16 protein-coding genes are annotated in these 26709 nt (G+C 35.9%); 13 read left to right on the top strand and 3 right to left on the bottom strand.

Going from position 1 to position 26709, the window contains the following annotated elements; genetic code table 11:
* Positions 1 to 514: 514 nt before the first annotated feature.
* Together J2S19_RS09915 and J2S19_RS09910 are read left to right on the top strand one after the other, a co-directional pair.
* Positions 515 to 2257 (top strand): ABC transporter ATP-binding protein, encoded by a 1743-nt coding sequence (locus tag J2S19_RS09915; RefSeq protein ID WP_307340907.1) that lies wholly within the window; start codon positions 515 to 517, stop codon positions 2255 to 2257.
* Positions 2258 to 4291: an ABC transporter ATP-binding protein gene (locus tag J2S19_RS09910; protein WP_307340904.1), complete on the top strand. Its 2034-nt coding sequence runs from the start codon at positions 2258 to 2260 to the stop codon at positions 4289 to 4291.
* 220 nt (positions 4292 to 4511) lie between these two features.
* Here the strand turns inward: J2S19_RS09910 and J2S19_RS09905 are convergent, their stop codons facing one another.
* The gene (locus tag J2S19_RS09905) at positions 4512 to 5792 is read right to left on the bottom strand and encodes an MFS transporter (RefSeq protein ID WP_307340901.1); all 1281 of its coding nucleotides are present in this window, start codon (positions 5790 to 5792) and stop codon (positions 4512 to 4514) included.
* Positions 5793 to 6030: 238 nt separating this feature from the next.
* On the bottom strand, positions 6031 to 6471 hold the full coding sequence (locus tag J2S19_RS09900) for a GNAT family N-acetyltransferase (RefSeq protein ID WP_307340899.1): 441 nt from the start codon (positions 6469 to 6471) through the stop codon (positions 6031 to 6033).
* A 362-nt stretch (positions 6472 to 6833) separates the two neighbouring features.
* Between J2S19_RS09900 and J2S19_RS09895 the strand changes: the two genes are divergently transcribed.
* Complete coding sequence (locus J2S19_RS09895; RefSeq protein ID WP_307340896.1) at positions 6834 to 10376, top strand: glycosyl hydrolase; 3543 nt, start codon at positions 6834 to 6836, stop codon at positions 10374 to 10376.
* A gap of 92 nt (positions 10377 to 10468) precedes the next feature.
* Here J2S19_RS09895 and J2S19_RS09890 read toward each other — a convergent pair whose 3' ends face one another.
* Positions 10469 to 11302 carry a MurR/RpiR family transcriptional regulator gene (locus J2S19_RS09890; RefSeq protein WP_307340893.1) on the bottom strand — a complete coding sequence of 278 codons (834 nt, stop codon included), beginning with the start codon at positions 11300 to 11302 and terminating at the stop codon, positions 10469 to 10471.
* Positions 11303 to 11484: 182 nt separating this feature from the next.
* Here J2S19_RS09890 and J2S19_RS09885 point away from each other — a divergent pair, with 182 nt between their 5' ends.
* The 10 genes from J2S19_RS09885 to essA all read left to right on the top strand — a co-directional run bounded on the left by J2S19_RS09885 (position 11485) and on the right by essA (position 26480).
* A complete protein-coding gene (locus tag J2S19_RS09885) occupies positions 11485 to 12339 on the top strand; it encodes a DUF8171 family membrane protein (RefSeq protein ID WP_307340890.1) in 855 nt (284 codons plus the stop codon).
* A 2-nt stretch (positions 12340 to 12341) separates the two neighbouring features.
* Positions 12342 to 14054: an ABC transporter ATP-binding protein gene (locus tag J2S19_RS09880; protein ID WP_307340887.1), complete on the top strand. Its 1713-nt coding sequence runs from the start codon at positions 12342 to 12344 to the stop codon at positions 14052 to 14054.
* Complete coding sequence (locus J2S19_RS09875) at positions 14029 to 14844, top strand: energy-coupling factor transporter transmembrane component T family protein (protein ID WP_307340884.1); 816 nt, start codon at positions 14029 to 14031, stop codon at positions 14842 to 14844. Before J2S19_RS09880 ends, J2S19_RS09875 begins: the two co-directional genes overlap by 26 nt.
* Before the next feature lie 63 nt (positions 14845 to 14907).
* Positions 14908 to 15678: a PHP domain-containing protein gene (locus J2S19_RS09870; RefSeq protein WP_307340881.1), complete on the top strand. Its 771-nt coding sequence runs from the start codon at positions 14908 to 14910 to the stop codon at positions 15676 to 15678.
* A gap of 530 nt (positions 15679 to 16208) precedes the next feature.
* The gene (locus tag J2S19_RS09865; RefSeq protein ID WP_307340878.1) at positions 16209 to 16502 is read left to right on the top strand and encodes a WXG100 family type VII secretion target; all 294 of its coding nucleotides are present in this window, start codon (positions 16209 to 16211) and stop codon (positions 16500 to 16502) included.
* Positions 16503 to 16593: 91 nt separating this feature from the next.
* Positions 16594 to 16833: an ESX secretion system protein YukD gene (gene yukD, locus J2S19_RS09860; protein WP_307340875.1), complete on the top strand. Its 240-nt coding sequence runs from the start codon at positions 16594 to 16596 to the stop codon at positions 16831 to 16833.
* Positions 16834 to 16848: 15 nt separating this feature from the next.
* Entirely contained in the window at positions 16849 to 18183 is a 1335-nt protein-coding gene (essB, locus tag J2S19_RS09855; protein ID WP_307340873.1) for a type VII secretion protein EssB, read from the top strand.
* A 38-nt stretch (positions 18184 to 18221) separates the two neighbouring features.
* A complete protein-coding gene (gene essC, locus J2S19_RS09850) occupies positions 18222 to 22685 on the top strand; it encodes a type VII secretion protein EssC (protein ID WP_307340871.1) in 4464 nt (1487 codons plus the stop codon).
* Positions 22682 to 25987: a type VII secretion protein EsaA gene (gene esaA, locus J2S19_RS09845; protein ID WP_307340870.1), complete on the top strand. Its 3306-nt coding sequence runs from the start codon at positions 22682 to 22684 to the stop codon at positions 25985 to 25987. The genes essC and esaA overlap by 4 nt, the downstream gene beginning before the upstream one ends.
* Positions 25977 to 26480: a type VII secretion protein EssA gene (gene essA / locus J2S19_RS09840; RefSeq protein ID WP_307340869.1), complete on the top strand. Its 504-nt coding sequence runs from the start codon at positions 25977 to 25979 to the stop codon at positions 26478 to 26480. Before esaA ends, essA begins: the two co-directional genes overlap by 11 nt.
* The last annotated feature ends 229 nt before the right edge of the window (positions 26481 to 26709 follow it).

The following is a 26709-nucleotide window of genomic DNA, read 5'->3' as shown; positions in this document are numbered from 1 at the left end:
ATAATTATTTGAATATATAACTTTATTAGCATATTAAAAATTCTAATTAATAACCCTGAAATGTGTAGAGTAATGAATGAAGGTGTGAAAAACTTATTGACAACAATAAATGGAAAAACATAAAATAGAAAAGAAATATTTTACAGAAATGGAGGGTTATAAAATGAAACATATTATGATGAGCCAAAAAGATATAATTTCATATAAAGTAACCCGCCGTTATAACATTTAAGATTAAATGCTTATTTGTCTTAACATTGCTATAAATGTCTTTAAATTAGCGCAGGTTACATAAAGTAACGTGCGTATATTTATGTCGATTAAAAGGGACACCATGCACTTACGCATTGGTGTCCTTTTGTGTATTCCGAGCTTTGCTCGTTTATATAAATAACAAATTTGAAAGGATGTTTCAGAATGGAACTAATGGTGATGATACGTATTGATTTGGATTGGATGAAGGGTGGCTAACAATGCTTTGAATTGAAATGAAATCCAGAGAAGGGATGATTTGATGTTTACAATTTTTAATAAATTGAGTTGGTTTTTTAAAAAGTACTGGAAACGCTATGCTGTCGCAATAACGCTTTTAATTATTGTCAGTGTGTTAGATGTTATTCCGCCAAAAATTATTGGCTTTGCAATTGATGATATACAATTTGGGCAAATGACTATTGAGCGGCTTGTGCAACTAATCGTGTTTTTTTGCACGCTTATTTTTCTAAGTTATGCGATAACTTATGTGTGGATGTACCAGCTATTTGGTGGTGCTCACTTAATTGAAAGAATTTTAAGGAAACGTTTTATGAAGCATTTGCTAGCGATGACCCCTAGTTTTTATGAAAAGAATCGTACAGGTGACTTAATGGCTAGAGCTACGAACGACCTTAAAGCAATATCGTTAACTGCTGGATTTGGCATTTTAACGTTGATCGATTCAACGATATTTATGGTTATTCTTATATTGGTTATGAGCATATCAATTAGTTGGCAATTAACTCTTGCAGCACTTCTACCTTTACCAATAATGGCGATTGCAATCAACCATTTTGGAAAACTGATTCATAACCGATTTATGAAGGCTCAGGATGCATTTGGTGATTTAAATGACAATGTCCTTGAATCAATCGCTGGCGTTCGAGTTATTCGTGCATATGTTCAGGAGAAGGCTGATGAGAAGAGATTTCACGAAATGACAGAGGATGTATATGAAAAGAATATTGAAGTAGCAAAGATTGATGCCTTATTTGAACCAACAATTAAAATACTTGTCGGGTTAAGCTATGTAATTGGACTTGGCTATGGTGCCTATCTAGTGTTTCACCAAGTTATCACATTAGGTGAATTAGTAAGTTTTAATATTTACTTAGGAATGCTGATTTGGCCGATGTTCGCTGTTGGTGAGTTAATCAATATTTTGCAACGTGGTAACGCCTCATTAGACCGCGTAAATGAAGTGCTCTCATATGATCCTGATGTAAAGGATGTTGTTCAGCCTCAGAATGTAAATGTTGCAGAATCGATTGATTTTAATAATGTCTCTTTTCGTTACCCATCTTCTTCTGTAGATAATCTCAATCATATCACTTTACACGTAAATAGAGGTAAAACAATAGGGATTGTTGGAAAGACAGGTAGCGGTAAAACAACATTGTTAAAGCAATTGCTAAGAGAATATCCTCTAGGTGAAGGGGAACTAAAAATATCTGATGTGCCATTGGAATCGATTAAGATTGACGATGTCCATCATTGGGTTGGTTATGTTCCACAAGAGCAAATATTGTTCTCAAGAACGATTCGGGAAAATTTGAAATTTGGTAAAGAAGAGGTGAGTGAGGAGGAAATCCTCAAATCACTTGAGTATGCATCCTTTGATTTGACAATGCTACCCAAAGGTTTAGATACACTTGTCGGAGAAAAAGGTGTTGCTTTATCAGGTGGTCAAAAGCAGCGGATATCAATAGCAAGAGCTCTAATAAAAGACCCAGAGATTTTGTTGCTGGATGATGCAATGTCGGCTGTCGACGGAAAAACAGAAGCGAATATTATTAAAAACATTCGCCGTGAAAGAAAAGGGAAGACGACGTTTATCGCAGCACATCGGATTTCAGCAGTAAAACATGCTGATTGGATTATTGTTATGGATGATGGAAAAATCATAGAAGAAGGAACACATGAACAACTTCTAAAACAAGGAAAATGGTATAAAGAGCAATTTGAACGGCAACAGGCTGATTCATATGGAGAGGTGAGTTAATTGAAGAAAACAACGACAGGAAGACGATTGTTTCAATATGCACTTCTCTACAAAAAGACTATTATTATTGCACTTTTCCTATTAACATTTGCAGTTGCTGCTGAGTTAGTTGGGCCATTTATTGCAAAGAAAATAATCGATGAACATATGATGGGTGTAGAAAGCCCATGGGTTGAAGTAGAGAAAGCAACGGATAAATCTGTAGCCTATAATGATAGCTATTATAAACGAGAATCATATGTTACAGAGGAAGATGTAGTTCGGGATGGAAAACTACAAATCATTCAAGTTGGGCATGTTTATTATGTGACAAATGAACACTTACAATTTGATGGGGAAAGAACGGTTAGCAATCATGAGTTAATTGTGAATAAAGGGAAAGAAGAAGCTAAATATCCAGTTACAAAGTTAAATCAAAATGAGTTAATTGCCTTTTATGGACCGGAAATAAAGCCAATAATTCTCTTGTTAAGCCTTTATGTAGGGTTGTTGTTCATTGCGGCATTTTTCCAATATGGCAAGACTCTAATGCTGCAAAAAGCTGCAAATCGGATCATTCAAAAAATGAGAACGGATGTATTTGGGCATATTCAACGGGTACCGATTCAATACTTTGATAATCGCCCAGCTGGAAAGATTGTTTCTCGTGTCACAAATGATACCGAAGCAATAAGAGAACTTTATATAAAAGTATTAGCCACCTTTTTTACTAGTGGTATTTATATGACAGGTATCTTCATTGCGTTATTCTTTCTAGATGTGAAATTAGCAATGATTACATTGCTGTTAGTACCGATTATCGGATTGTGGATTGTAATCTATCGAAAGCTTGCGTCAAAATACAATCATCTCATTCGGACTAGAATTAGTGATATTAATGGAATGATAAACGAATCAATCCAAGGGATGCCAATTATAAGAGCATTTCAACGTAAGAAACAAACGATAAATGAATTTGAAACGTTAAATAAGGAGCATTTTACTTATCAAAATAAATTATTAAGTTTAAACTCCTTAACATCTCATAATTTAGTGAACATCTTACGTAACGGTACATTTGTCGTATTAATCTGGTATTTTGGAGGACAATCGATTAATGCAGTTGGAATTGTATCAATTGGTATGCTATATGCGTTTGTTGACTATTTAAATAGATTGTTCCAGCCGGTTACAGATATAGTGAATCAGTTGGCACAGTTAGAACAGGCGCGTGTAGCCTCCGAACGGGTTTTTGAACTGCTAGATGAAAAGGGTGAAAAGGTAGCGGAAGGAGAGATTCCTAGATATCGAGGTGATGTTCAATTCCAGCAAGTTTCATTTTCCTATGATGGCAGCAATGATGTATTAAAAAATATTACATTTGAAGCTAAAAAGGGAGAAACAGTCGCTCTAGTTGGGCATACAGGGTCAGGGAAAAGCTCAATCATTAACCTATTATTCAGATATTACGATATTGAAAGAGGAACAATCACAATTGATGGTCAGGATGTATCGCAAATTCCGAGGCAGCACCTTCGGCAACATATGGGCATTGTTTTGCAGGACCCGTTTTTATTTTCTGGTACGATAACATCAAATGTAAGTTTAGATAATCCAGAAATATCTGAGGCTCAGGTCATTAAGGCACTAAAGGATGTTGGTGCAAATCGTTTTATTGAAAAGTTGCCAAAACAGTATGAAGAGCCTGTAATCGAGAAAGGGAGCACGTTATCAGCTGGTGAGCGCCAACTCATTTCATTTGCCCGTGCACTCGCATATGATCCAGCTATTTTAATATTAGATGAAGCGACAGCAAATATTGATACCGAGACAGAAGCAATGATTCAACGGGCATTGAATATTGTGAAGGAAGGCAGAACGACATTTATTATTGCCCACCGCCTTTCAACGATACGCAATGCGGATCAAATACTAGTGTTAGACCATGGTGAAATTGTAGAGCGAGGAAATCATGAACAACTACTTAGCCAAAGAGGCAAATACTATCAAATGCATCAGCTTCAGTTAGGCAAAGAAGTATCAAATGTTGGGTAAAGAAAGAGGGAGAATCCTATTCGTGGCGATTCTCCCTCTTTTAGTTTATTATCATGTAGGTTGCTTTGAAAAAAATAAACAGAATAAAATGTGACTTTTCATGAGATTTTTATTCCAATGGGCACAAGACTATTGTTCACGACTCTCTACCAACTACCTGAGTAACCCAACTAGTATGCTACTTCGAATAAAAGGTAACTAAATTTATTGCGTTTGCTCCTCAATAAGAAATAGTATTTGGTGGAATCGTCTTATCAGTTTTCGGCTCGGGAACACGGGCTAAAACAATCATGCCAATTATGAATAATATAATAAGACTAAATACACCCGTATTTGATTTCCCAGTTAGTTGTGCAGTGACACCTACTAAGATTGGCCCCATAATGGAGGCGAATTTACCAAAAATATTATAAAAGCCAAAAAACTCATTTGTTTTTTCTTTAGGGACAAGCTTTGCAAAGTATGATCTACTCAATGCTTGTATCCCACCTTGTGAGGTTGCAACAAGCATCGCTAAGATCCAAAAATCAAGGGTTGTCTTTAGGAAATACGCGTATATACAGACAATCATGTAAACAAAGATTCCGACATATAACATTTTCTTACCGGTAAATCGTTCTGATAATCTACCGTATAAGATTGAAAATGGGGCAGCAACTACCTGGGTGACGAACAAAATTATTAATAGACTTGTTGAATTAATTCCTAAATCTGTTCCATATGCAGTCGACATTGTTATAACTGTTCCAACTCCATCGATGTAGAAGAAATATGCGATTAAAAATAAGAATAGAGCTCTATATTTCCTAATTTCCTTCAATGTTTTCGCTAATCGTTTAAAACTATTAGCGACAGGCTTAGGCTCGCGTTTAATATAATAAATTTGTTTAACATTTTTTAATAATGGTATCGAGAAGATTAGCCACCATATCGCAGTTATTAAGAACGCAATTTTACTTGCAATAGTAGCAGATATAGGGATTATCCCGTTTTGTGATAAGAGAATGACCGCAATGCTAATAATAAAAGGAATGGTACTCCCGATATATCCGTAACTAAATCCTCTTGAAGAAATGCGATTCATTTTTTCTTCTGTCGTAACATCAACCAAAAAGGCATCATAAAATACATTGGCACCTGTTGAACCGACTGCAGCAAATGTATAACAAATTAATAATAATAACCATTGATCACTTGGGATAAAGGCAAGTATAGCAGTTGCTAATACTCCTAATGAAAAAAAGAAAATGAAAAAGCGTTTTTTGAAGCCTTGATAATCTGCAATTGTTCCGAGTATAGGCCCAAGCATCGCAAGTATAAATGTTGCAATTGCAACCGTATAGCCTAAATATGCAGTTGAATCTGCTGCACTAACTCCTGCACTAGTAGCAGCTGCTTTGTAGAAAATGGGGAAAACAGCTGTCGTAATAATAATAGAATAAGCTGAGCTAGCCCAATCATACATCATCCAACTCTTTTCTTCCTTGGAAAAACGCCTCATATAGTATCCTCCTAGTATATAGTTAACTTCATTGTACAAGGAAAACTTGTTTTCGAGATGTGCTAATAGAAACATTTACATATAATTTACAATATTCTAAGCTCTAGCATTGCATGTCTTATGTTATATCGTAAATATGAGGCGGAATTACTTTGAGAGGTATCAATTGAATTTTATAAATAGCCTAGGTCTATTTCAAAATATAGTGATTTAACAAGTTTAAAAGGTGATCCTGAATTTATACTAGTCTATGTTCCATGATAGTAGAAATATCATAAAAACCTAGACTTTCATAAAGTTGCTTAGCTGGATTTCCGCTGAAAACGTTAAGCTGTACCTTCTTATAATTATTCATACGGAATTCATTTAGGGCATGTAACATTAATTGTTTACCGATACCGTGTTTTCTGTATTCAGGGTACACATACAATGAGATGATACTACCGGTTTTTTCGTAATGAATAGGATTGAAATCAGGACCAATTAAAATCCACCCGCATAAATGCTGATGATGAGTTGCAATGAGATAATATGCACCATTATTGAGCAAAGGCATAAAGGCATTTTGGCTATTTTCTAGACTGTTTTTTACTTGACCCATCGAACTTTCTTCCATTACTAATGCAGATAAGTGGATAAGTTGTTGTGTTTCTAACTGATTAGCTTTTCTAATCTCCATACTTCACTCTCCCCAATTAGTTCACACTTTAGAATAATATAGAATATGAGAATGCAAAAGAATGGTTAAAATGTATTGGACTAAATTGATTAATTGATGGATGTGAAGTCAATTGTTTGGATTATTTGTAACAAGGAGATTTAAGAGAGTTTTAGCTTCTGCAGTTTCGAAAAACAGTCATATAATAAAACTTTTCTTGTGCCTTTAGGTAATCGTTAAACTAATATTTATAAATAATAATTATAAAAATCAAAAATATTACTTTATTAATTTAAGTAATGAAAGTATAATAGATTCCGTAGATAGCGCTTACATAAGTTTTCGTGCTATTTAAACTAAACAATTAGTGAGGAGAGGATACTTTGAAAAGGAGTAAAGGGTATTTATCTATTTTTTTAGTGATTTTACTAGTTTTTTCAGGATTCCCGTCAGCTTTTGCTGCAACGGATGGCGGTGCAAAATCAATTAAGTTAGTTGACCAAGATGCATCAAGCTACACTAGACAGTTATATACATATTTACAACGAGTAAGTGGTCAGCAAGTATTATTCGGCCATCAACATGCAACAGATGAAGGTTTAACGATAACTGGTTCTGGTACACGTGCGGGCTCAACGCAATCCGAAGTTTTAAACTCTGTAGGAGATTATCCAGCTATATTTGGTTGGGATACGTTAAGTCTTGATGGTGATGAAAAGCCAGGGTCAAATGACAACACTGATGAGCAAAATCGCGCTAACCTAATAAAATCAATGAAGGCAGCTCATGACTTAGGTGGTATTGTTGCTCTTAGTATGCACCCGCCTAATTTTGCGACAGGTGGACGTTATAATGATACAAGCAGTAAACGTGCAGTAGCAGATATCCTTCCTGGTGGACCTGCTAACGATAAATTCAATGCATGGTTAGATAATTTAGCTGCATTTGCAAATAATTTGAAGGATGATAATGGTGAGCTAATCCCGGTTATTTTCCGTCCATTCCATGAACAAAATGGCGGTTGGTTCTGGTGGGGAGCTCAAACAACGACAACAAGTGAATATAAGGAAGTATATCGTTATCTAGTGGAGTATTTACGTGACAAGAAGGGTGTTAGTAACTTTTTGTATGCGTTCTCACCGAATGGTCCCTTTGACGGAAATAAGGAAGACTATTTAAAAACATATCCAGGGGATGAATATGTTGATATTATCGGTATTGACCAATATGATAATCAAGAAAACCCTGGTTCAGAATCTTTCATTAGTAAATTAGTAAATGATTTGGCGATGGTATCGCAAATTGCTGAAGAAAAAGACAAAGTTTCAGCGTTTTCTGAATACGGTTACAGTCCACAAGGGATGAAAACGACTGGAAACGGTGACTTACAGTGGTTTACGAAAATTTTAAATGCGATCAAAAGTGACCCTGATGCAAAAAAGGTTTCATATATGCAGACTTGGGCAAACTTTGCTTTAAATGGCAATCTCTTCGTACCGTATAAAGGTTATGAAAATGCACCTGAAGGAGGTACAGATCATGAACTGCTTCCGGATTTCACCAAGTTTTATGAAGATTCATATTCAGCATTTTTAAGCGAAGTTGGCACGATATATACTGGGGTGCAGATTCCGACTACGGAGCATTCACCATTCTTACATGTTGTGACACCAACTGATAATGCCGAGATTAAAACAAATGTTACAACAATTCGTGCAAGAGTATTAAATGAGGACCCATCAAAAGTTGTATACAGTGTTGAAGGTTCTGATGAAGAGTTCCCTATGACACTTGATGAAAATGGATTTTATTATACAGCTGATTGGTCACCTTCTGCAGCTGTAAACGGTAAAACGGCAAACATTACGGTAAAGGCATATGATACTGCTAACAATATTATACTTAATCAGACAGTAAATGTTATTGTGAAGGTTTCTGAAATAGCGATGAATAGCTTCACATTTGATGAAGACCTTGAAGGCTTTCAAAGCAATGGAGCATATCCAGAAACAATCGAAACGTCTATTGAGCATGTGAAGCTTCATGATAATGGTATGCTGAAAATTAACACTAGTAATTTAGAAAAAGGCCAAACATGGCAGGAGTTAAAGTTAGAATTAAAAGATTTATCTGATGTTAACTTAGCAGCTGTAAAACGAGTAACATTCGAGGCATATGTTCCAACTGCTGCCAAAACATCTAACGCTAGTATGTTAGCTGTTGCAATGCTTCCTCCAGATTGGAATACGAAGTATGGAGAATCAACAACAGGAAAGCAGTTTAGTGAATTAGAAACAGTAACAATTGACGGTATTGATTATGCAAAGTATTCAGCATCAATAGATTTAAATGATCAAAGTAAGTCTGAAGCAGCAACTGGTCTAGCCCTTTCATTAATTGGGAAAGAGCTAAACTTAGACAATGGGGCTTTTTATATAGACAATATTCAGCTTCTTAGTGTTTTTGCTGAAGCACCAGCTGACCCATCATTAATTGATGACTTTGAATCCTATCTTGGCAGTGATGCGGCTCTAGGTAAAGCGTTTGTACCTGCAAACGGTTCTGTCAAAACCTCATTAACTGGTGAAAATAAGAATGAAGGAACATATGGATTAAAATATGACTATTCATTTGCTGGAGCTGGAGATTATACAGGGATTACAAAATCCTTAAATAATCTGGATTGGTCAGAGTTTAATAAGCTTCAATTTTGGCTGGATTCTGATGGTAAAGGTCAAAAGCTAGTCATTCAAATAAATATTGATGGAATCGCATTTGAAGCTTACCCATCGTTGGCTGAAGATAATTCAGGACTAGTTGAAGTGCCGTTTAGTGAGTTTAAGCCAGCACCTTGGGATACGGCAAATGCAGGAAAGGTTATTACAAAGGAAAACTTAAAGAATGTATCAAAATTCTCAATTTATCTTAATGCTCAAGATGAATTATCCCAACCAATAAACGGTACCCTTTACTTTGATGACATTAAAGTCATTAATGATGGTACTGGTGGTGTACCTAACGGTGGTAATGGTCCAGGAAGTATGCCAGAACAGCCCGGTATTCTTTATGACTTTGAGGATGGAACAAATGGCTGGGCAGTTGAATCAAATGAAGCGAATGCAACGAAGGCAGAAGTAACGGATGAAGAAGCAACGCACGGTTCAAAATCATTAACAGCGACATTTGATTTATCAAAAACATCAGGCTTTGAACTTGCAAAGGTACAAGCAATTGACTTATCTGCTGTAAAAGCAATTAGTACAAAAGTTAAATTATCGAACGGTACAGCTAATGCCCGCATATATATCAAAACAGGTTCTGATTGGGCATGGTTTGATAGTGGAATTGTTGTAGTTGATAGCACAGAATTTAAAACACTAACAATTCCATTGGATAGTATCGGAAATACAAACAGTGTGAATGCCATTGGCGTAAAAATTGAACCAACAGAAGGTACCGGAACAGCGAAAGTGTTTGTGGACGAAGTTGTTCTACACGGAGAAGATGAAGAACCAGGAGAGGAAAATCCAGGAGAAGAACCAGGAGAAGAAAATCCAGGAGAAGAGCCAGGAGAGGAAAATCCAGGAGAAGAGCCAGGAGAGGAAAATCCAGGTGAAGAGCCAGGAGAGGAAAATCCAGGTGAAGAGCCAGGAGAAGAAAATCCGGGTGAAGAGCCAGGAGAAGAAAATCCAGGAGAAGAGCCAGGAGAAGAAAATCCAGGAGAAGAAAACCCACATAAAGATAAGGGGAAACTTAATTCAGATAACAATGTAACTCCTGATAAAGATAATCATAAAAATCTTACAGAAAATGAATTACCAAGTACAGCATCTACCCAATACAATTGGATATTATTTGGTCTATTTATACTCGCTGTCGGTGTAACGATCATAATGTTATACAAAAAGAAAGAAATTAAAGGTTAATAAGGAGAGGACTGGCAAATAATAGTCAGTCCTCTTTTGCGTTCTCTGGTATATAACGAGTAAGGAAAGATACTGGCCTAAGGTACTTGCGATTACCTAGGTAATTCACTCGAATATTTCTTCCTTAAGTCACTAAGTTCCTCAAGTTTCTTTATGTTCATTGTTTTGTTTTCCATTCCAGTTGCAATGATGATATTTTCAACCATATAGGTTGGTGCGACCATTGAATGGAATTCTTGTAGCTCCCCTCTACTTGTAAAAAGGACAGAATCGGCTAAATCTGTAAAGTTTGAAACGAGCTGGTCTGTTAGCAGGATTGTTTTAAAGCCAACCGCTTTAGATTGCTGCAGAAGTACCTTTGCCTCAGGTAAAAGACGGATAAATCCAAATATAACTACTACATCCTCCTTTTGGATGTGGAGTAATTCTTCTAAAATTTCACTGCCATTATTCTCAATTAACTTAATTGACATTCCATATCTAGACATTCGATAGGACATTAGCTCACCAAGACCCCTTGAAGGACCAGGGCAATAAAGGAATATTCGTTTCGATGTCGTGAGAGTATGGATCACTTGTTTAAATTCTTGAGCAGAGAAATATTGCAAGGTTTTGTTTAGATGATTGATACTAATTGATAAAGTATGATGTTGTAGCTCTCCACCTTCAACTTGTCTCATAATATTCTCCATCTTCCCTGCTGGGGATGTTTCAATTTGCTCCTTTACCTGTAATTTAAACTCCTTAAAGTTTTTATAACCTACGGAACGCCAAAATCTCGATACGGATGCAATACTCATATCTAATTTATTCGATATCTCTTGTTCTGTTGATAATAAAACAAACTCAATATTTTTCTGAATAAAGTCAGCTAGTTTAAATTGATTCGGTGATAGTGTATCAGTGTTCCAGTTAAGTTCTACCATTATAATCCCCTTTTCTAGCAATCTTTCTATTTGAATTTATCATATGAAAGAAAAGTTATGTAAAAAAAATTACAACTTAACATATTTTGATAGATTTTTTACATCCACTTAACAATATTACCATATTCTATTAACAATCCCTCTATAAACTGTAAGTAATTCAGATTAAGGAGGTTTTAACGTTGGCTTATATCAATCAAAGGTATGTTTTAACACAATCGCAAAAAATGATGGTCTTTATCTTATCAATGTCACTGTATGGATTATCGAACATGATTACTGAATTAATACCAGAGGTAAGGATAGGTCCAATTGAATTTTCAGTTGAGTACTTTGCATTTATTCCTTTAACACTTTGTATTCTTTTCCACCCTCTATACGCTGCAATTGGTGCATCATTAGGAGAAGTGATATTTGGTGAAATTATGCTTGGTCAATTTGGTGGATTAGGTGAATTGGAGAAGTTTTTAGCCTTTTCATTGGCTATGTTTATTGCTGGATCTCTAGTGAATGATCCAAAAAATAAGCGTCAAGTTGGTATAGCTGCAATCACCGGTGTAGCGATTCATCAGTTAATAAGCAGTTTGGTGGATGTTGGAAAAGTTTGGATTGGTCTAGAGGAGTTAGAGGCCGTCCCTGGTTTAGCGGAAAGTGTTTTAGTTATTGAAGGTGTGTCGTTTCTAAATGATGTGTTATTTTCCGGGATTTTATTTGCCCTTCTTCCTACATTATATTTAGTACCAAGATTGTATGGAAAAATTGAACCCCTTCTTGGCATGAAGCCTAGAGATCGCTCTGTTCATTATTCAATTGGTGATATTTTAGCACCACGTATTGTAATCGGTGCAATTTTTATTGCTGCGTTTGCTTTCATTGCTGAATTTTTAGCTGAAGCAGATATAAATATTGTTGAATGGGAAATGGAGCTTGGAGATAGTTTTGTATGGATAAGTATGGGTGTGGCAGGTGTTGTTGCACTTATTACAGTACTCTATATGCTTATGAATAAAAACAAAGGTGTTAGTAAAGGTGGTTAATAATGGCGATAGAAATAAATAACGTTACTTTTACTTATCCAGGAGCAGAGAGCCCAATTTTACGGAATGTGTCGTTAACGATTAATAAGGGAGAATTCATTGCAATTGTCGGTGGAAATGGAAGTGGAAAATCAACATTATGCAAGCTAATGAATGGTCTGATTCCTCACTATTATGTTGGCGATTTTGAAGGAGAAGTTCTAATAAATGGACATTCCTCCTTGGAAGGAAAAGTATCAAGCTTTTCTGAGCAGGTTGGTTATGTTTATCAAGATTTTGAAAACCAACTTGTTCGCCCGACTGTTCTAGACGATGCTAGCTTTGCGCCATTAAATTTTGGTTTCTCTGACTATAAGGAACGAGGAAAAAGAGCGTTAGAAATTGTTGGTCTTGTTGGATATGACAAAGAGTTTATTTGGCAATTAAGTGGTGGGCAAAAACATCTACTAGCTCTTGCAGGTGCTCTTTCTTTAGACCCGGATATACTCATTATCGATGAACCAGTTGCACAATTAGACCCATGTCATGCAAAAGAAGTCTATGAGATTTTAAGAAAGCTACATACGTCTTATGGGAAAACAATTATTGTCATTGAGCATCATACAGAATTCATTGCAGATTATTGTGAGCAGGTAGTGTTAATGGACAATGGTCAGGTAGCATGGAAGAAGCCGACAAAACAAGGACTTTTAGAAGTAGAATCGCTAATGGACAGACAAATATACCCGCCGCAAGTCACACAGGCTGCATATCAGCTTGGTGATGAAGGTCCATATCCGCTCACGTTAGCTGAAGCTGTAGATTACTTTCGGAAGGATAGCACAAACCAATCTACCATTTCAGAGCTTGGTCATGATGATTCTATTAGTAAAGAGTCCTATATTAAGATAAATAATCTGAAATATGGGTATAAAACGATTAATCGTGATAAAAAAATGGTGTTGAAAAACCTAAATCTTACTATCAATCGAGGCGATTTAATTGCCTTAATTGGTAATAACGGAGCTGGCAAATCATCCTTAATGAAATTATTGACCGGTCTTGTAAAACCAGACAGCGGAGAAGTTCTTGTAAACGGTTTTGACACAAAAAATTACAAACCAGAAAAATTAGCAGACTTTGTAACTTACATCTATCAAAATCCTGAGGAAATGTTTATCGAAGATAGTATAAGAAAAGATGTCGAATTCTTCTTGAAAGCTAGAAGAGTAGAAAATTTTGAGGGAATTGTGGATGAGATATTAGAGCAGTTTGAGCTTACACACCTACAACAGCGGGATGGTCGTTTAATGAGTGGTGGGCAGCAAAGAAGGGCATCACTTGCTATCGGTGTGGCTATGAATCCCTCGGTAATTTTATTAGATGAACCAACAGCAAACCTTGATATCGCAACTAGAAAACATATAACAAAGTTAATTAGTAAACTAGAAAACTCTGCTGAAACTGTCATAGTGGCAACTCATGATATGCAATTAGTGGCAGAATGGGCAAACAGAATCATTGTTCTTAGTGATGGAGAGGTTATCCATGATGGAACTAGAGAGACAGTATTCTCAAACAATGAGTTGCTGAAGCAGGCGGGACTTGAGGCACCGCAAATAGTAGAACTTAGTAGAAGGCTAGGAATGAAACCTTTAACATATACTGTTCGGGACTTTGTTCATTATATGGAAAGGAGGAGGGTGAAAAGTGGATTATACACGCAAACTGTTTGATAAATTATCTGTTGAACAAGTGAAAATAGAATTATTGAATACTGCTTATGGAAATGGAAATACCTTTTTGGCGAAATTGGACCCAAGAACTTTATTCATATGGTATCTCTTTTTTGGGATTGTACCTTGGTTCATTCATAACCAAGCCGTTCTTTTTAGCATGTTCATTTTTATGGTTTTTACAACAATTCTAGCGCGGGTTAGTCCGCTAATTCTCGTAATTCTTTCCTTAGGATTGATAAGTCAAGCGGGATATATGGTTGTGGTTTCATGGTTTTTCGGAGGAAATCTCGATGTTCTACTGCCACTTATGAAGCTAACCTTGAAATTATCAGTTATTTCCTTAGCGAGTATTACGGTTTTTTGCTCGATGGATCCTGAGAAATTAAGTGATGGCCTTTTAAGTATCGGAGTACCTGGCCAAGTTTCGTTTAGTATTGCATATGGATATCGGATGTTACCTAGCTTATTAGAAGAATATCATCATGTGTTTCTCTCTTTTCGCTTAAGGGGGAAAGCACCGGAAAAGAACGGGTTCCTGTATTGGCGCATGATTGTGTACTTTTGTAAACTAGCGGTACTTTCGTTTTATCCATTAATATTAAGTACATCAAAAAGAGCCCGAACAACAGTTGAAGCTCTGGAGACGAAAGGGTTCTCCTACGCATTTACAAATAAAGATGTGAAGAAATTAAAAATAGCACACTTGAAGTTTTCAGTCCGAGATTGTATATTCATTAGTTTCTCAATGATATATATTGCTGGAACGTTCATGTTATTTAGTCATTAATAATAGATTAAAAGTGAATATTTTTGTTAAATAAAAATTTAAATTTGGATGAGGAGTTTGAAGATGTATATAGACTTTCATACACATGTTAAGTTATCAAAGAAAGCAGATTTTATGCCCGAATATTTCAGAGAGATGATACAAGAAGCACAAGATAATGGATTGACAGCTATGGCGATGACAGAGCATTTTAATACACGGATGTTCACTGATATTTATGATTATCTGGATAACAATTACTCATATGTAGAGGATTTCTATGATATAGATGGATTTAGGCTATTTCCGGGAATTGAAGTAGATGTAAAGGAAATTGGTCATATATTACTCATCGGTAACCGTAAGGACATACTAGCCATTTATAAACAGTTAATTCCACATAAGGAAGAAGAACATTTCATTGCATTCAGAGATTTACTCAATCTTGCCGAGCAATATAATGTATTAAAAATCGGTGCACATCCGTTTCGAAAAAGCACACCACTTTATCATCATGATATTGAACAGTTAAAAAGATTAGATGCCTTTGATTTAAATGGTAAAGACATCTATACACAAGGTGAAGAAGCGTATCGTACAAAGCTGCAGCCATTTGCTGAAATGGTAGGTAAGCCAATTGTTGGGGGGAGTGACACCCATCATTTCCTACAATATGGGTGTGTTGTGAATAGGTTTGATGTAGCTTGTCATACGATTCAACAGCTGAAATCTTCTATTCAACAGGGGCAGTATGCTATCGAGATATCTCCTAGTCTACCAATTAAAGTGAAATCAGCAAAGTTAGTTAAAAAATATATGAAACAAATGGTTGAGTTAAATGTACATATGAAATAAATTACTTATAACACGAGGATGTTCGAAAGGTTAGTAAGTTATAGCCTTTTGAACATCCTTTTTTATTAGCATAATAGTGAACTGAATACGATTCTTTACATAATAAGTATTCTTTTAGTTTTGCTAAATACTAGGATATCCTTTACTAGAGGCTAAGTTAAAGCTTAGATTTTAGTTAGTAGAGGATGTCTTGGTACCTCTGTATAAGACAATGTAATGGTACTTAAGTAAATTTACCTAAATCCTCATCAATATGTTATTACCTTTGGGTTATTTTTCCATTGGTAAACTAGAGTGAAAGATAAGTAGATGTACCTGTGGTTTTTGTGCAGATAAGGAGGAAAGTATGGTTTTTAAACAGATTACTCTAATAAACTGTTTTTATTTAAATAGATATGATATTGGTATATTATAGGATCTTTTTGTAAAACGATAATATCCTCTCATTTGACTAGTAGAGGATATTTACTACTATGGGTACTCACATTTTATATAGATGATTACCAAAAAAACAATTGGGAGATGAGAATATGTCAGGATTAATTCAAGTGACACCTGCTGAATTGCAAGATATGGCAAGAAGATATTCAAATGAGAGCAATAAAGTGAAGGACCAGATTGATGAACTGGATAACATGATCGATCAATTAGAGGGTATGTGGAAAGGTGAGTCTAGCAGAGCGTTTAGTGAACAATATAGTGCTTTAAGGCCTTCTTTTGTCGATATGCAAGAACTTCTTGATAGCATTCATAGACAGTTGAATGAGACAGCAAACGCAATTGAAAGTGCTGACCAACAAATTGCTAGCCAAATTAGAGGATAAGCGAACTTAAATGATTGAGAAGAAAAGACTGTCTCGAATTATTAGGGTCAGACCTATGCTGGACAGTCTTTTCCTTATGAGGTGAACGACAGTGTATATTGAAGTAACAGTTGACTTGAAAAATTATCAGCAGGAGTGCTTTGACTTACGGTTGTCAAACTATCACTCTGTTAAAAAGTTCATTGATATCGTTTGGCAGACTAAGCAATTAACTGAAAAGCCACGAGATGGTTACTGGATTAGAGTAACGAATAAACAAAAAGTTGCCCATGGTACTAACCGATTAATTGATGTTGGCATTACAACAGGAGACCGTATTGAAATTTTATGAAGGAGCTAAATGGGGATGTCATCACAAAAAGAAATGTCATACATAGAAGAAAAGCTAGAGGCAATTATTAAAGTTGAAAAGCAAACAATTGAGTTTATCTTTCAAAAGGAAAAAATTAAGCTAAATCATCAAGATGAGATTTCATTTCTAAAAGAAATAAATCCGGTTATTAAGAAGCAAATCCAGATGATGGATGATGAATTATCAGTTCGTCACACAATTCCTACATCCTTTACATACCTTCCTCACATGCAAAAAATAGATGAACGAGATCGCTTACTTATTGCGTTCCGTATTGTACAATCGGTAATCTCTCATACATTAACAAGAATTCATCTATTTGTTTGCCCAGAAAACATTGTTGTTGATAAAGGGCTAAATCCATACTTTCTACATTATGGAGTGAAAGAGAGCCTTCCACCATATGAAAAAAACTCTGATCAATTAATGCAAGATGTTAAAGCAACAATTGCTTCTATTGTTGACATACAATATACCTTTACCCAATACGTAAATTACTTTGAAACGCTAAAACGTACAGGATTAATTGACCAAATATGTCATGCAAATAGTTTAGCGGAGCTATTAACCATTTTAGATAAACGCATTCAAGAAATTAATGAAGAAAGAGCGTTACTAGTTACTGTTAATAAAAAAACTTGGAAACTGAATAGATACATTCTTATTGGACTTGCTGCTTGCTTCATTCCAACACTAATTTTTGCCCTGTATTCATTGTTTTTTATCCAACCTAAACAGGCTAGTTTTATAGAGGCACAGGAAAAGTTCTTAAAGAATGAATACAGTGAAGTCGTAACCGAATTACAGCCGTATGAATTTAAAGAGATGCCGAAAGTAACACAATATGAACTTTCAATCGCATATCTAATTAATGAGTCATTAACAGAAGAACAAAAAGAAATCATCCAAAACACAGTGACATTACAATCTGACCCTAAATATTTTGAGTATTGGATTCATATTGGCAGAGGAAATGCTGATGAGGCATTAGATATAGCAAGGTTGTTAGAGGACCGTGAATTAATTCTGTATGGATTATTTAAATACGAGGAACAAGTTAAAGCAGATGATAACCTAGACAGTGATGAGCGTAAACAGCTTTTAACAGAGATTGAAGCAGAAATTGACCAATATCGTGCTGAAATGGAGAAAGAAATGGAAGAGGAAATAGTGAACGAAGAAGCGGAAGTAATTGAAGAAGACGAAACCTCTCTTCCTGCAAGCGGGCAATCAAGTGAACTAGAGCAGCAAGGAAATGCGGAAAATGAAGCAATAGAAACAAAGGCAGAAGAAAAGCAAACTATACAGGATTCTGAGGAGAAAAAATAACAGATAAGGTTTACTAACAAGAACAGGCGGTGATGCAGATGCATATATTATGGGTTTTTTATAATCAGTCCTATCAGCAGCTTTCTATAACGCTGAATCAAAAACAAGAAGTGACAATTGGTCATGATTTGCAGCATACAATCACTGTGCGTGGACTTGAAAAGACGGTAAAAATCATTACAGAAGATAATCACTATTATATGGTGGATGATAATCGGAAAAGCGTTGTGATTGAGGAGAAGCAACCATATCCAATCGGTACTGATTTGGATGCACCATTCTTAGTGATTACTCCAACATTAATGGCTGCAAAAACCTACTATATAGGACATCAACTAGAGGTCACCTTTCAAATTGAAGAGTCTGGTGGAGCATTTCAAAAGAATGTGGAAGCTCCCTTTTCTCAAATTCAATTTACGCTCCATAAGGAAAGCGAAGGTTGGAAAATTAGTACAGCTGAACAGGAATCACTATTTCTAAATGGCTCTCAATTTGATGGCTCTGCAAATATGATGATAGGTGACTGCATTTTTTGGCCTTATATGAAGATTACATTACTAGAAGAGGATTTTATTCAGATTGAAAGTTTAATTGACTATAAGACAACACTTTCAGAAACGCTTAAGCCACAGTCTGAGATGCAAAAGAAGTATCCGATTTATCGAAGAACACCACGTATGGTTTATGACCTGCCAGATGAAGATGTTAGACTTTCATTTCCGTCTCAAGAACAAGAACCTTCAAATCGGAGCTTATGGTTAATTATCTTGCCACCATTAGTGATGTTACTTGCAATGGGTCTTGTCGCTATTTTTGTTCCGAGGGGAATCTATATTCTTATCACGTTAATCATGTTCTTGACAACGATTGTTACCTCAACTGTTCATTACTTCAAGGATAAGGGTAACCAAAAAAGAGCAAAAGAAAGACGGTTACGCATTTATACGAATTATCTTGAAATGAAAAGACAAGAGCTTCAAGCATTAGCAGATAAACAAAAAGAAGTCTTAACGTTTCATTACCCGTCTTTTGAGAGAATGAAATATTTAACAAATCAACTTTCTGACCGTCTTTGGGAGAGAACGCTTGAAAGTCCTGATGTCCTACAGTTTCGATTAGGTCTTGGATCCGTTGATGCTAGCTATAAAATATCGATGAGTTCATCAGATTTGTCTAATCGAGAAACCGACCATTTGTTAGAAGAATCGCAAAGGTTAGAAAGATATTATAAAAAGCTGTCAAATTTACCAGTTACAGCAAACCTATCAGAAGGTGCGATAGGTCTAATTGGTAAAGATTCAGTTTTAAAAAATGAGTTACACCAAATTATAGGTCAGCTTGCCTTTTTTCATAGCTATCATGATTTGCGCTTTGTCTTTATTTTTAATGAAGAGGAATATAAAGAGTGGGAATGGATGAAGTGGTTACCGCATTTTCAGCTCCCCGGTTCATACGCAAAGGGATTTATCTACAATGAGAAGACACGTGACCAGCTCCTTTACTCATTATATGAATTGATTCGCGAACGTGATTTGGAAGAAGAGAAAGAGAAAATCCGTTACTCTCCACAATTCGTCTTTGTTGTCACGAATCATCAACTGATTGCTGACCACGTTATCTTAGAGTATCTAGAAGGTGAACATAGTCACTTAGGCATATCGGTTATATTTGCTGCAGAGGCAAAGGAAAGTTTATCAGACAATATTCATACACTTATTCGTTACATTAATGACGAACAAGGTGATATCTTAATTCAACAGAAGAAAGCGGTGAAAATTCCTTTTACATTAGATACTCATCATCGAGAGAACAATGAACCCTATGCACGAATGTTACGAACGCTTGACCATCAAATGGGAATGACGAACTCAATACCTTCTAGTGTATCTTTCCTGGAAATGATGAATGTGAAAACGATCGAGCAGCTCCCAATTAAGCAATTTTGGTTAACGAAGGAATCTGCAAAATCATTAGCTGTTCCTATCGGTTTAAAGGGGAAGGAAGATACAGTTGAATTAAACTTACATGAAAAGGCACATGGGCCACATGGTTTGCTAGCTGGTACAACAGGGTCTGGTAAGAGTGAATTTTTACAAACGTATATCTTATCTCTAGCAGTACATTTTCACCCGCATGAAGTTGCATTTCTCCTCATTGATTATAAGGGTGGAGGTATGGCACAGCCATTTAAAAATATGCCACACTTGCTCGGGACGATTACGAATATAGAAGGTAGTAAAAACTTTAGCCTACGGGCATTAGCATCAATAAAAAGTGAGTTAAAGCAACGGCAACGTTTATTTGACCGGTATAGTGTTTCGCATATAAACGATTATACAAAGCTTTATAAACAAGGAAAAGCTGCAAAGCCTTTACCACATCTCTTTTTAATTTCGGATGAATTTGCAGAATTAAAAGCAGAGGAACCAGAATTCATAAAGGAATTAGTCAGTGCAGCTCGTATAGGCCGTAGTTTAGGGGTCCATCTCATTCTTGCCACGCAGAAGCCTGGTGGTGTAATTGATAATCAAATCTGGAGTAATGCGCGCTTTAGAGTAGCATTAAAAGTGCAGAATGTAGAGGATAGCCGCGAGATATTAAAAAATGGTGATGCTGCATCAATCACTGTAACTGGTAGAGGGTATTTACAGGTTGGTAATAATGAGGTTTATGAGTTATTCCAATCTGCATGGAGTGGTGCTCCATATCATGAAGAGGATTCCTATGATCTTGAAGATGAAGTTGCGATTGTTACAGATTTAGGCTTGATTCCATTATCTGATGTTTCTGCATCTGAAAGTATTCAAAAAGAAACTAGAAGTGAAATCGGCGTTATCGTTGAAAAAATTGAACAATTAGAGAAGGAAATGAAGCTGGAGAGAATCCCTAGTCCTTGGCTACCCCCATTACCTGGCCGTATGTTCATCGATGATGTAGATGAAGATGGCGAAAAGTCGAACATATTACTTGCTATGGTGGATGAGCCAGAAAAACAAAGTCAATCAGCTTACTACTACCAAATGATGGATGATGGCAATGTAGGAATCTTTGGGACTGCAGGTTTTGGGAAATCACACACAGTAATGACTCTGCTAGTCGGGATGGCAAAGAAATATAAACCTGAAGAAGTCCACTTTTATATTATGGACTTTGGTAATGGTGGTCTTTTGCCTGTTAAACAGCTTCCACACACGGCAGACTACTTTACAATTGATCAAGAACGTAAAGTTGAAAAATTCCTGACGATGCTGAAGTCAGAAATAGTAAAAAGAAAGAGGCTCTTCCAAACGGCAGAAGTTGGGTCAATAAAAATGTATAATGCGTTAACTACCGAAAAGCTGCCATTACTATTTTTAGCAATCGACAATTTCGACATCATTAAAGAAGAAATGTATGAACTTGAGCAACAGATAAATCAAATGGCACGTGACGGTGTGTCATTGGGGATATATATGATTATTTCTGCTACACGAGTCAATTCAGTTAGACAAGCTTTAATGAGTAATATTAAGACAAAGGTTGTTCATTATTTAATGGACAGTAGTGAAGCAAGTTCAATAGTAGGAAGACTTCAATTTTCTCCTGAGTCAATACCTGGAAGGGCAATTATTAAAAAGGATGATGCATTTTTTGCACAAGTTTTCCTACCTGTAAAAGCAGATAATGATTTTGAATTAATAGAGAAAATGAAAGATACGACACAACATTTAAAAGCAGTTTATGCAGAAAGTGAAAAGCCTGCTCCAATTCCAATGCTTCCAGTAGAATTGACGATTACCAACTTCTCAGAATATGTAAAGGAGAAATCTGAACAATTCCCAATTGGGCTTGATGAAGAGCATGTAACACCTGTTTACGTTAATTTTAATAAAACGAAACATTTTATTATTTTAGGCCAGGCACAAAGGGGTAAAACAAATGCCTTAAAGCTGTTTATCCATGAGGCTATTGAAGCAAATATCGAGAATATAGCGATTTTTGATTCAATTGATCGAGGACTATCAACATTCAATGGAGCAAAAGAAATAACCTATTTAGAAGATAAAGAGAAGCTATCAATTTGGTTGGACAAGGTTGAAGAGATTATTGCATTGAGAGAAACAGAGTATCAACATCAAATACAATTGAGGAATCATGCACCATCATTCCCGCCGATTTTATTTATGATTGACGGGTACTCAAACTTCTTACAAAAAATTGATAATCAGATGCAAACGAGGATTGTTCAATTCATGAAAAACTTTAGTCATCTCGGCTTCAATGTTATCGTCACAGGTAATAACAGTGAATTAACAAAAGGCTATGATGCCTTAACTGTGGAAATCAAACAAATCCGTCAAGCATTGATTCTAGTGAAAAAATCAGAGCAAACACTCTATACAATGACATATGAACGAAAAGAACCTGATGTACAAACAGGATTTGGTTATTATCTTGAAAATGGAAAAGAGCAAAGAATTCAAATTCCACTTGTGAATATTGAAAGGAAGGTACACGTATGAACGAAAAGGTAAGTGCCATAGCTAAGCTAGTAATTGTCATCCTATTAATTGGCATTACCCCGTTTCTTTTCTTCCGTGCAATTGGTGAGAATCCATTAAAGGTGGCAACACCTAAGGAAACAGCAACAAAAACAATTGCAATTATTAATGAGGATATTGGTACAGCTGAAGCGGAAGAAGAAATCAAATTGGGACAAGATGTTTCTTCGATACTGTCAAAGAATTCAAATTATGAATGGACAGTAGTCGGGAGAAGTGCAGGGGAAAATGGGTTAAGAGATAAGAAGTATGATGCCATCGTCTATTTACCATCAGACTTCACAGAGAAAATTATGACTTATGATGAAGAAAATCCAACAAAAACAAACCTTCAATTCAAAGTGCAAAGTCAATTAAATGCTGTGAATAAAGAGAAGGTATTAGTCGAACTGGAGAAGGCAACAAAACGTGTCAACCAAAAAATTTCAACGTTGTATTGGAATTATATCTCGTCAGATTTAGAACATGTTCGCCAAGAATTTGACGAAATATTAGAAAAGGAAGTTGCATTTCAACAAACAATGACGGCATTCTATAAGCCATCTTCAAAGGATTTGGCAGGTCAAATAGAAGACCAAAAAGCGATGTTAACAAACTTACAATCTTCTATTGCACAAATGACTGAACAAAGACCAGAGCAGAAATCAACAATGGAAGGATATGCAAAAAGTTTAGCAACATTTGTTGAATATGTTGAGCAATATAAGCAATACCAGGAAAAACAACAAACCTTGCTGGCTGAGGTACAAACAAAATCAATTGAAACAGTAAGTAAAGTAACTCAAAACCAGCATCCTTTATTTAAAGAATCAACGTCGCTTTTTGATGAACATGGAGCGGGCGTAATAAAAACTATCAATAATATAGAGACAAACTTTGCTGGTACTCAGCAGCTAGTTGAACAACTCGAAAACGACAGGTTTAGCATCGTAGCAAAGCAGGCAAGTGAGTACTATAAGCTACAAGAGAAGATATTAGACTTTTACCAGCAGCTTAAAGATACGACTTTTTTAAATGATGTAGAAGATGAACTGGAGAGTTTAAGTGCATTACTTAATGAACCTGCTGAGGAAGAAAAGCCTGAAGAACCAACCGATGAAGATAATAGTGATGGTGATGAGCCTGCCCCAGAGGAAAATGATGAGGGCGCTGATGAAAATGACGAGAGTCTATTAAATAATGAAGATCGTGATGATGAGGCAAACTCATATACAACGATGCAGGTAGAACAGCAAGAAGAGGCTAGTGAGGAAGAGCGTGAAGTAACAGAAGACCAAAATCCAGTAGAACAGCCTAAATCTGAAAAGCCGAACCAGTCAGAACCACCTGAACATGAGGAAAAACCTGAAACGCCAGAGGGACCCGGACATCCGGAAGATGGTGAAAACCCTGAAACACCAGAGGAACATGAACTACCGGAAGATGGTGAAAACCCTGAAATACCAGAACAACCAGAGACATCTCTAGTTGACTTAGAGAAGGAAAAGAAGGAATTAGCAGAAATAACAGAGGAAATAGTGAAAATTAAAGAACAGCTTACAACTTTATTGGACCCGACTTCAGAGGATGTTGCCATGGCTCTTACTGGATTGGATACAATTAGTAAGAGAATAACTGACTTACAATCTGATTTAGCAGAGAAAGAGAAAGGTAACAACCCACTAGAGGAAGAAATAAAGAAATTAGTAAAGGAATATCAAGCATTAGAGCTAATCTGGACTGAAACGCTAAAACATAAAGATGGTTATATAGAGTCGCTTGAAAAGGAAATTGAAGAATTAAATAGTAGTATCAGTGATTTAGAGGCAGAGAAAACTGATTTAATAGATGAAAATACAGAAATAAAGAAAAATATTGAAAAATTAGTAGCTGAGCTTGATTTATATAAGGAGTATGAGGGTGATATTCGAGAAGCAATTGATAGAAAAGAACAATCAATCTTGTCATCTTCAGCACTATCTGAATCGAGAAAACAAAGAATAACTGAAATATTATCTAAGGAAATAAAGAGTAAAGATTTACTACAGATGATGTATTATTATTCTTATTTAGATAGATATGAAGCAACATTAAAGAGCATGTTAGCGACTAATAAGGAAAAGGCAGCCGTACTTGAATCTGTAGAGTTACAGCAAGAGGCAAATAAAATCGTTGAAATTTCTGAAGAGGAAAGTAACAAATGGAATCAACTAGGCGAAGAGATGCCAACAACTCAGGATGCGTTAATGACTCTGGAGGATGGCTTTGCTGTCTTCATGGTCGACTATCGTAAAAAAGTCGATGAAAATCATAGATTACTATTAGAAAATCTTGATGGTATTCTCCAAGAGGCGACAGAAGTTCTTAACCATATTAATCAACCACAGCGCCTACTGACAGCTGAAGAACCAACCTCACCAGTAGAAGGACAACAAGTAGTAACAGATACTGAGAGAATCAATTCACAAATGGAAGCAATCCATACGATGATGGATTCAATAAAAGAGAACCAAGGTACAATCGTAGAGTATACTGGTGAAATGCAAGTAAGGGTTAACGATGTTCAAGTAGATGCAGATAAATTAAATAATAAATGGGCATCAAATGTTAAAATTACTGAATCAATTAGGGATGATGTGTTTAGTGTCCTAGGAAATGCCTTTGTAGATGGACAATCGAATGGTTATGTCTATGATTTTTTAACAAATCCATTGAAAATAAGCGGAGATGTACCAGAAGAAACACAAACTCAAACGGTGAAAAACCTTCCACCAGTAGTTGTCATGTTTATTGTACTCGTATGTAGCTTACTGATTGGATATACAAGCTTCTACTTTCAGCAACCGCCTTTATGGGTACAAGCCATTTTATTTGTTTTATTAAACATCATTGTGGGACTCGTTATAAGTTTATTTGGCTTAGATATTTATCCATTAAGAGAAGATAGTGCAGTTCAATGGACGGTCTATACAATCTTCCTGCTGGCTGCAGGTGCTGCATTGATTAGAGTTGCATTTAGTGTGCACCACTTGGTCGGAATCTTTATAACGGTTGGCGTCATTGTATTTTATATCACCCCTTTACTAGCGTTAACTACGCCAAACTTCACGTTTGAAGACCCGATGTCAAGCGTATATATGTCAATTCAATACGGAACAGAAAGCTTATTTAACCAAGCAGTCATGATATTGGCATTTATGATTATTGGCTTAGGAGCATTGCAATACTTCATTTCAAAGGCAGGAAAGGTAACGACGGAAGGTTCTGAAACATATGAAGCATAGGGCATTTCTTTTTATGTTAATCTTGTTCCTCATCACTATGGTCGTTCATCTTACTATGACAGATGTAGTATATGCAAACCCGCCAAGTATTGATGAACTTGAGCCCAATCAGTATGAAAAAAAGACAGTAAAAACGAATAAGAGCTTACTACATGATGAATCAGCATCTACGACGGTACGCTCAAAAATACCAGAGCATATTAGAGAGCTATCATTTGAAGGAGGAACGTCTACAAATGATAATCACATTGCTTCACTCTTTTTAAATGAAACTGCAAATCGTAATACAATACAATCAAAAGCAGTTGAGATGAATCTATTTACTGCGACAATATCAGGAATGAACAATCAGTTGGAAGAAGAGGTCACATCTTCTTCCACTTTGTCTATTTCAATTCTAATATGGGTGCTTGTAGGAATATGTAGTGTTGCACTTGTCATTGTTTTATATATTTGGGGAGTTTCTTCATCAAAAAAACAGGTAATAAAGTAGATTTAATGATTAATATGTTGAAAGATATAAAATAATGCCACGAAAATTTTCCGTTTGTTAACAATTTCGTTCTAATATGACCAGTAATATCTCGTAATTTTAGTGGGGCTAATATCCCGCATGCGTAAACCACACGCGTGTAATTGGCCCTATGTGTAATAGGTGGAAAGTTTGGTTTTTCTTAGCAGTACAGGTTAATGATGTATTTTACCTTAGATATATGCTATTG

Origin of the sequence: Metabacillus malikii, assembly GCF_030813355.1 — a bacterium.
Taxonomy (GTDB): Bacteria; Bacillota; Bacilli; order Bacillales; family Bacillaceae; genus Metabacillus; species Metabacillus malikii.
This window is presented reverse-complemented; position numbering and strand designations above follow the sequence as displayed.

What these genes read in the sequence shown, in the direction of transcription:
- J2S19_RS09915 (WP_307340907.1), top strand. Translation starts at nt 515, where the DNA reads ATGTTTACAATTTTTAATAAATTGAGTTGGTTTTTTAAAAAGTACTGG.
- J2S19_RS09905 (WP_307340901.1), bottom strand. Translation starts at nt 5,792, where the DNA reads ATGAGGCGTTTTTCCAAGGAAGAAAAGAGTTGGATGATGTATGATTGG.
- J2S19_RS09900 (WP_307340899.1), bottom strand. Translation starts at nt 6,471, where the DNA reads ATGGAGATTAGAAAAGCTAATCAGTTAGAAACACAACAACTTATCCAC.
- J2S19_RS09890 (WP_307340893.1), bottom strand. Translation starts at nt 11,302, where the DNA reads ATGGTAGAACTTAACTGGAACACTGATACACTATCACCGAATCAATTT.
- J2S19_RS09880 (WP_307340887.1), top strand. Translation starts at nt 12,342, where the DNA reads ATGGCGATAGAAATAAATAACGTTACTTTTACTTATCCAGGAGCAGAG.
- J2S19_RS09870 (WP_307340881.1), top strand. Translation starts at nt 14,908, where the DNA reads ATGTATATAGACTTTCATACACATGTTAAGTTATCAAAGAAAGCAGAT.
- J2S19_RS09865 (WP_307340878.1), top strand. Translation starts at nt 16,209, where the DNA reads ATGTCAGGATTAATTCAAGTGACACCTGCTGAATTGCAAGATATGGCA.
- essB (WP_307340873.1), top strand. Translation starts at nt 16,849, where the DNA reads ATGTCATCACAAAAAGAAATGTCATACATAGAAGAAAAGCTAGAGGCA.
- essC (WP_307340871.1), top strand. Translation starts at nt 18,222, where the DNA reads ATGCATATATTATGGGTTTTTTATAATCAGTCCTATCAGCAGCTTTCT.
- esaA (WP_307340870.1), top strand. Translation starts at nt 22,682, where the DNA reads ATGAACGAAAAGGTAAGTGCCATAGCTAAGCTAGTAATTGTCATCCTA.
- essA (WP_307340869.1), top strand. Translation starts at nt 25,977, where the DNA reads ATGAAGCATAGGGCATTTCTTTTTATGTTAATCTTGTTCCTCATCACT.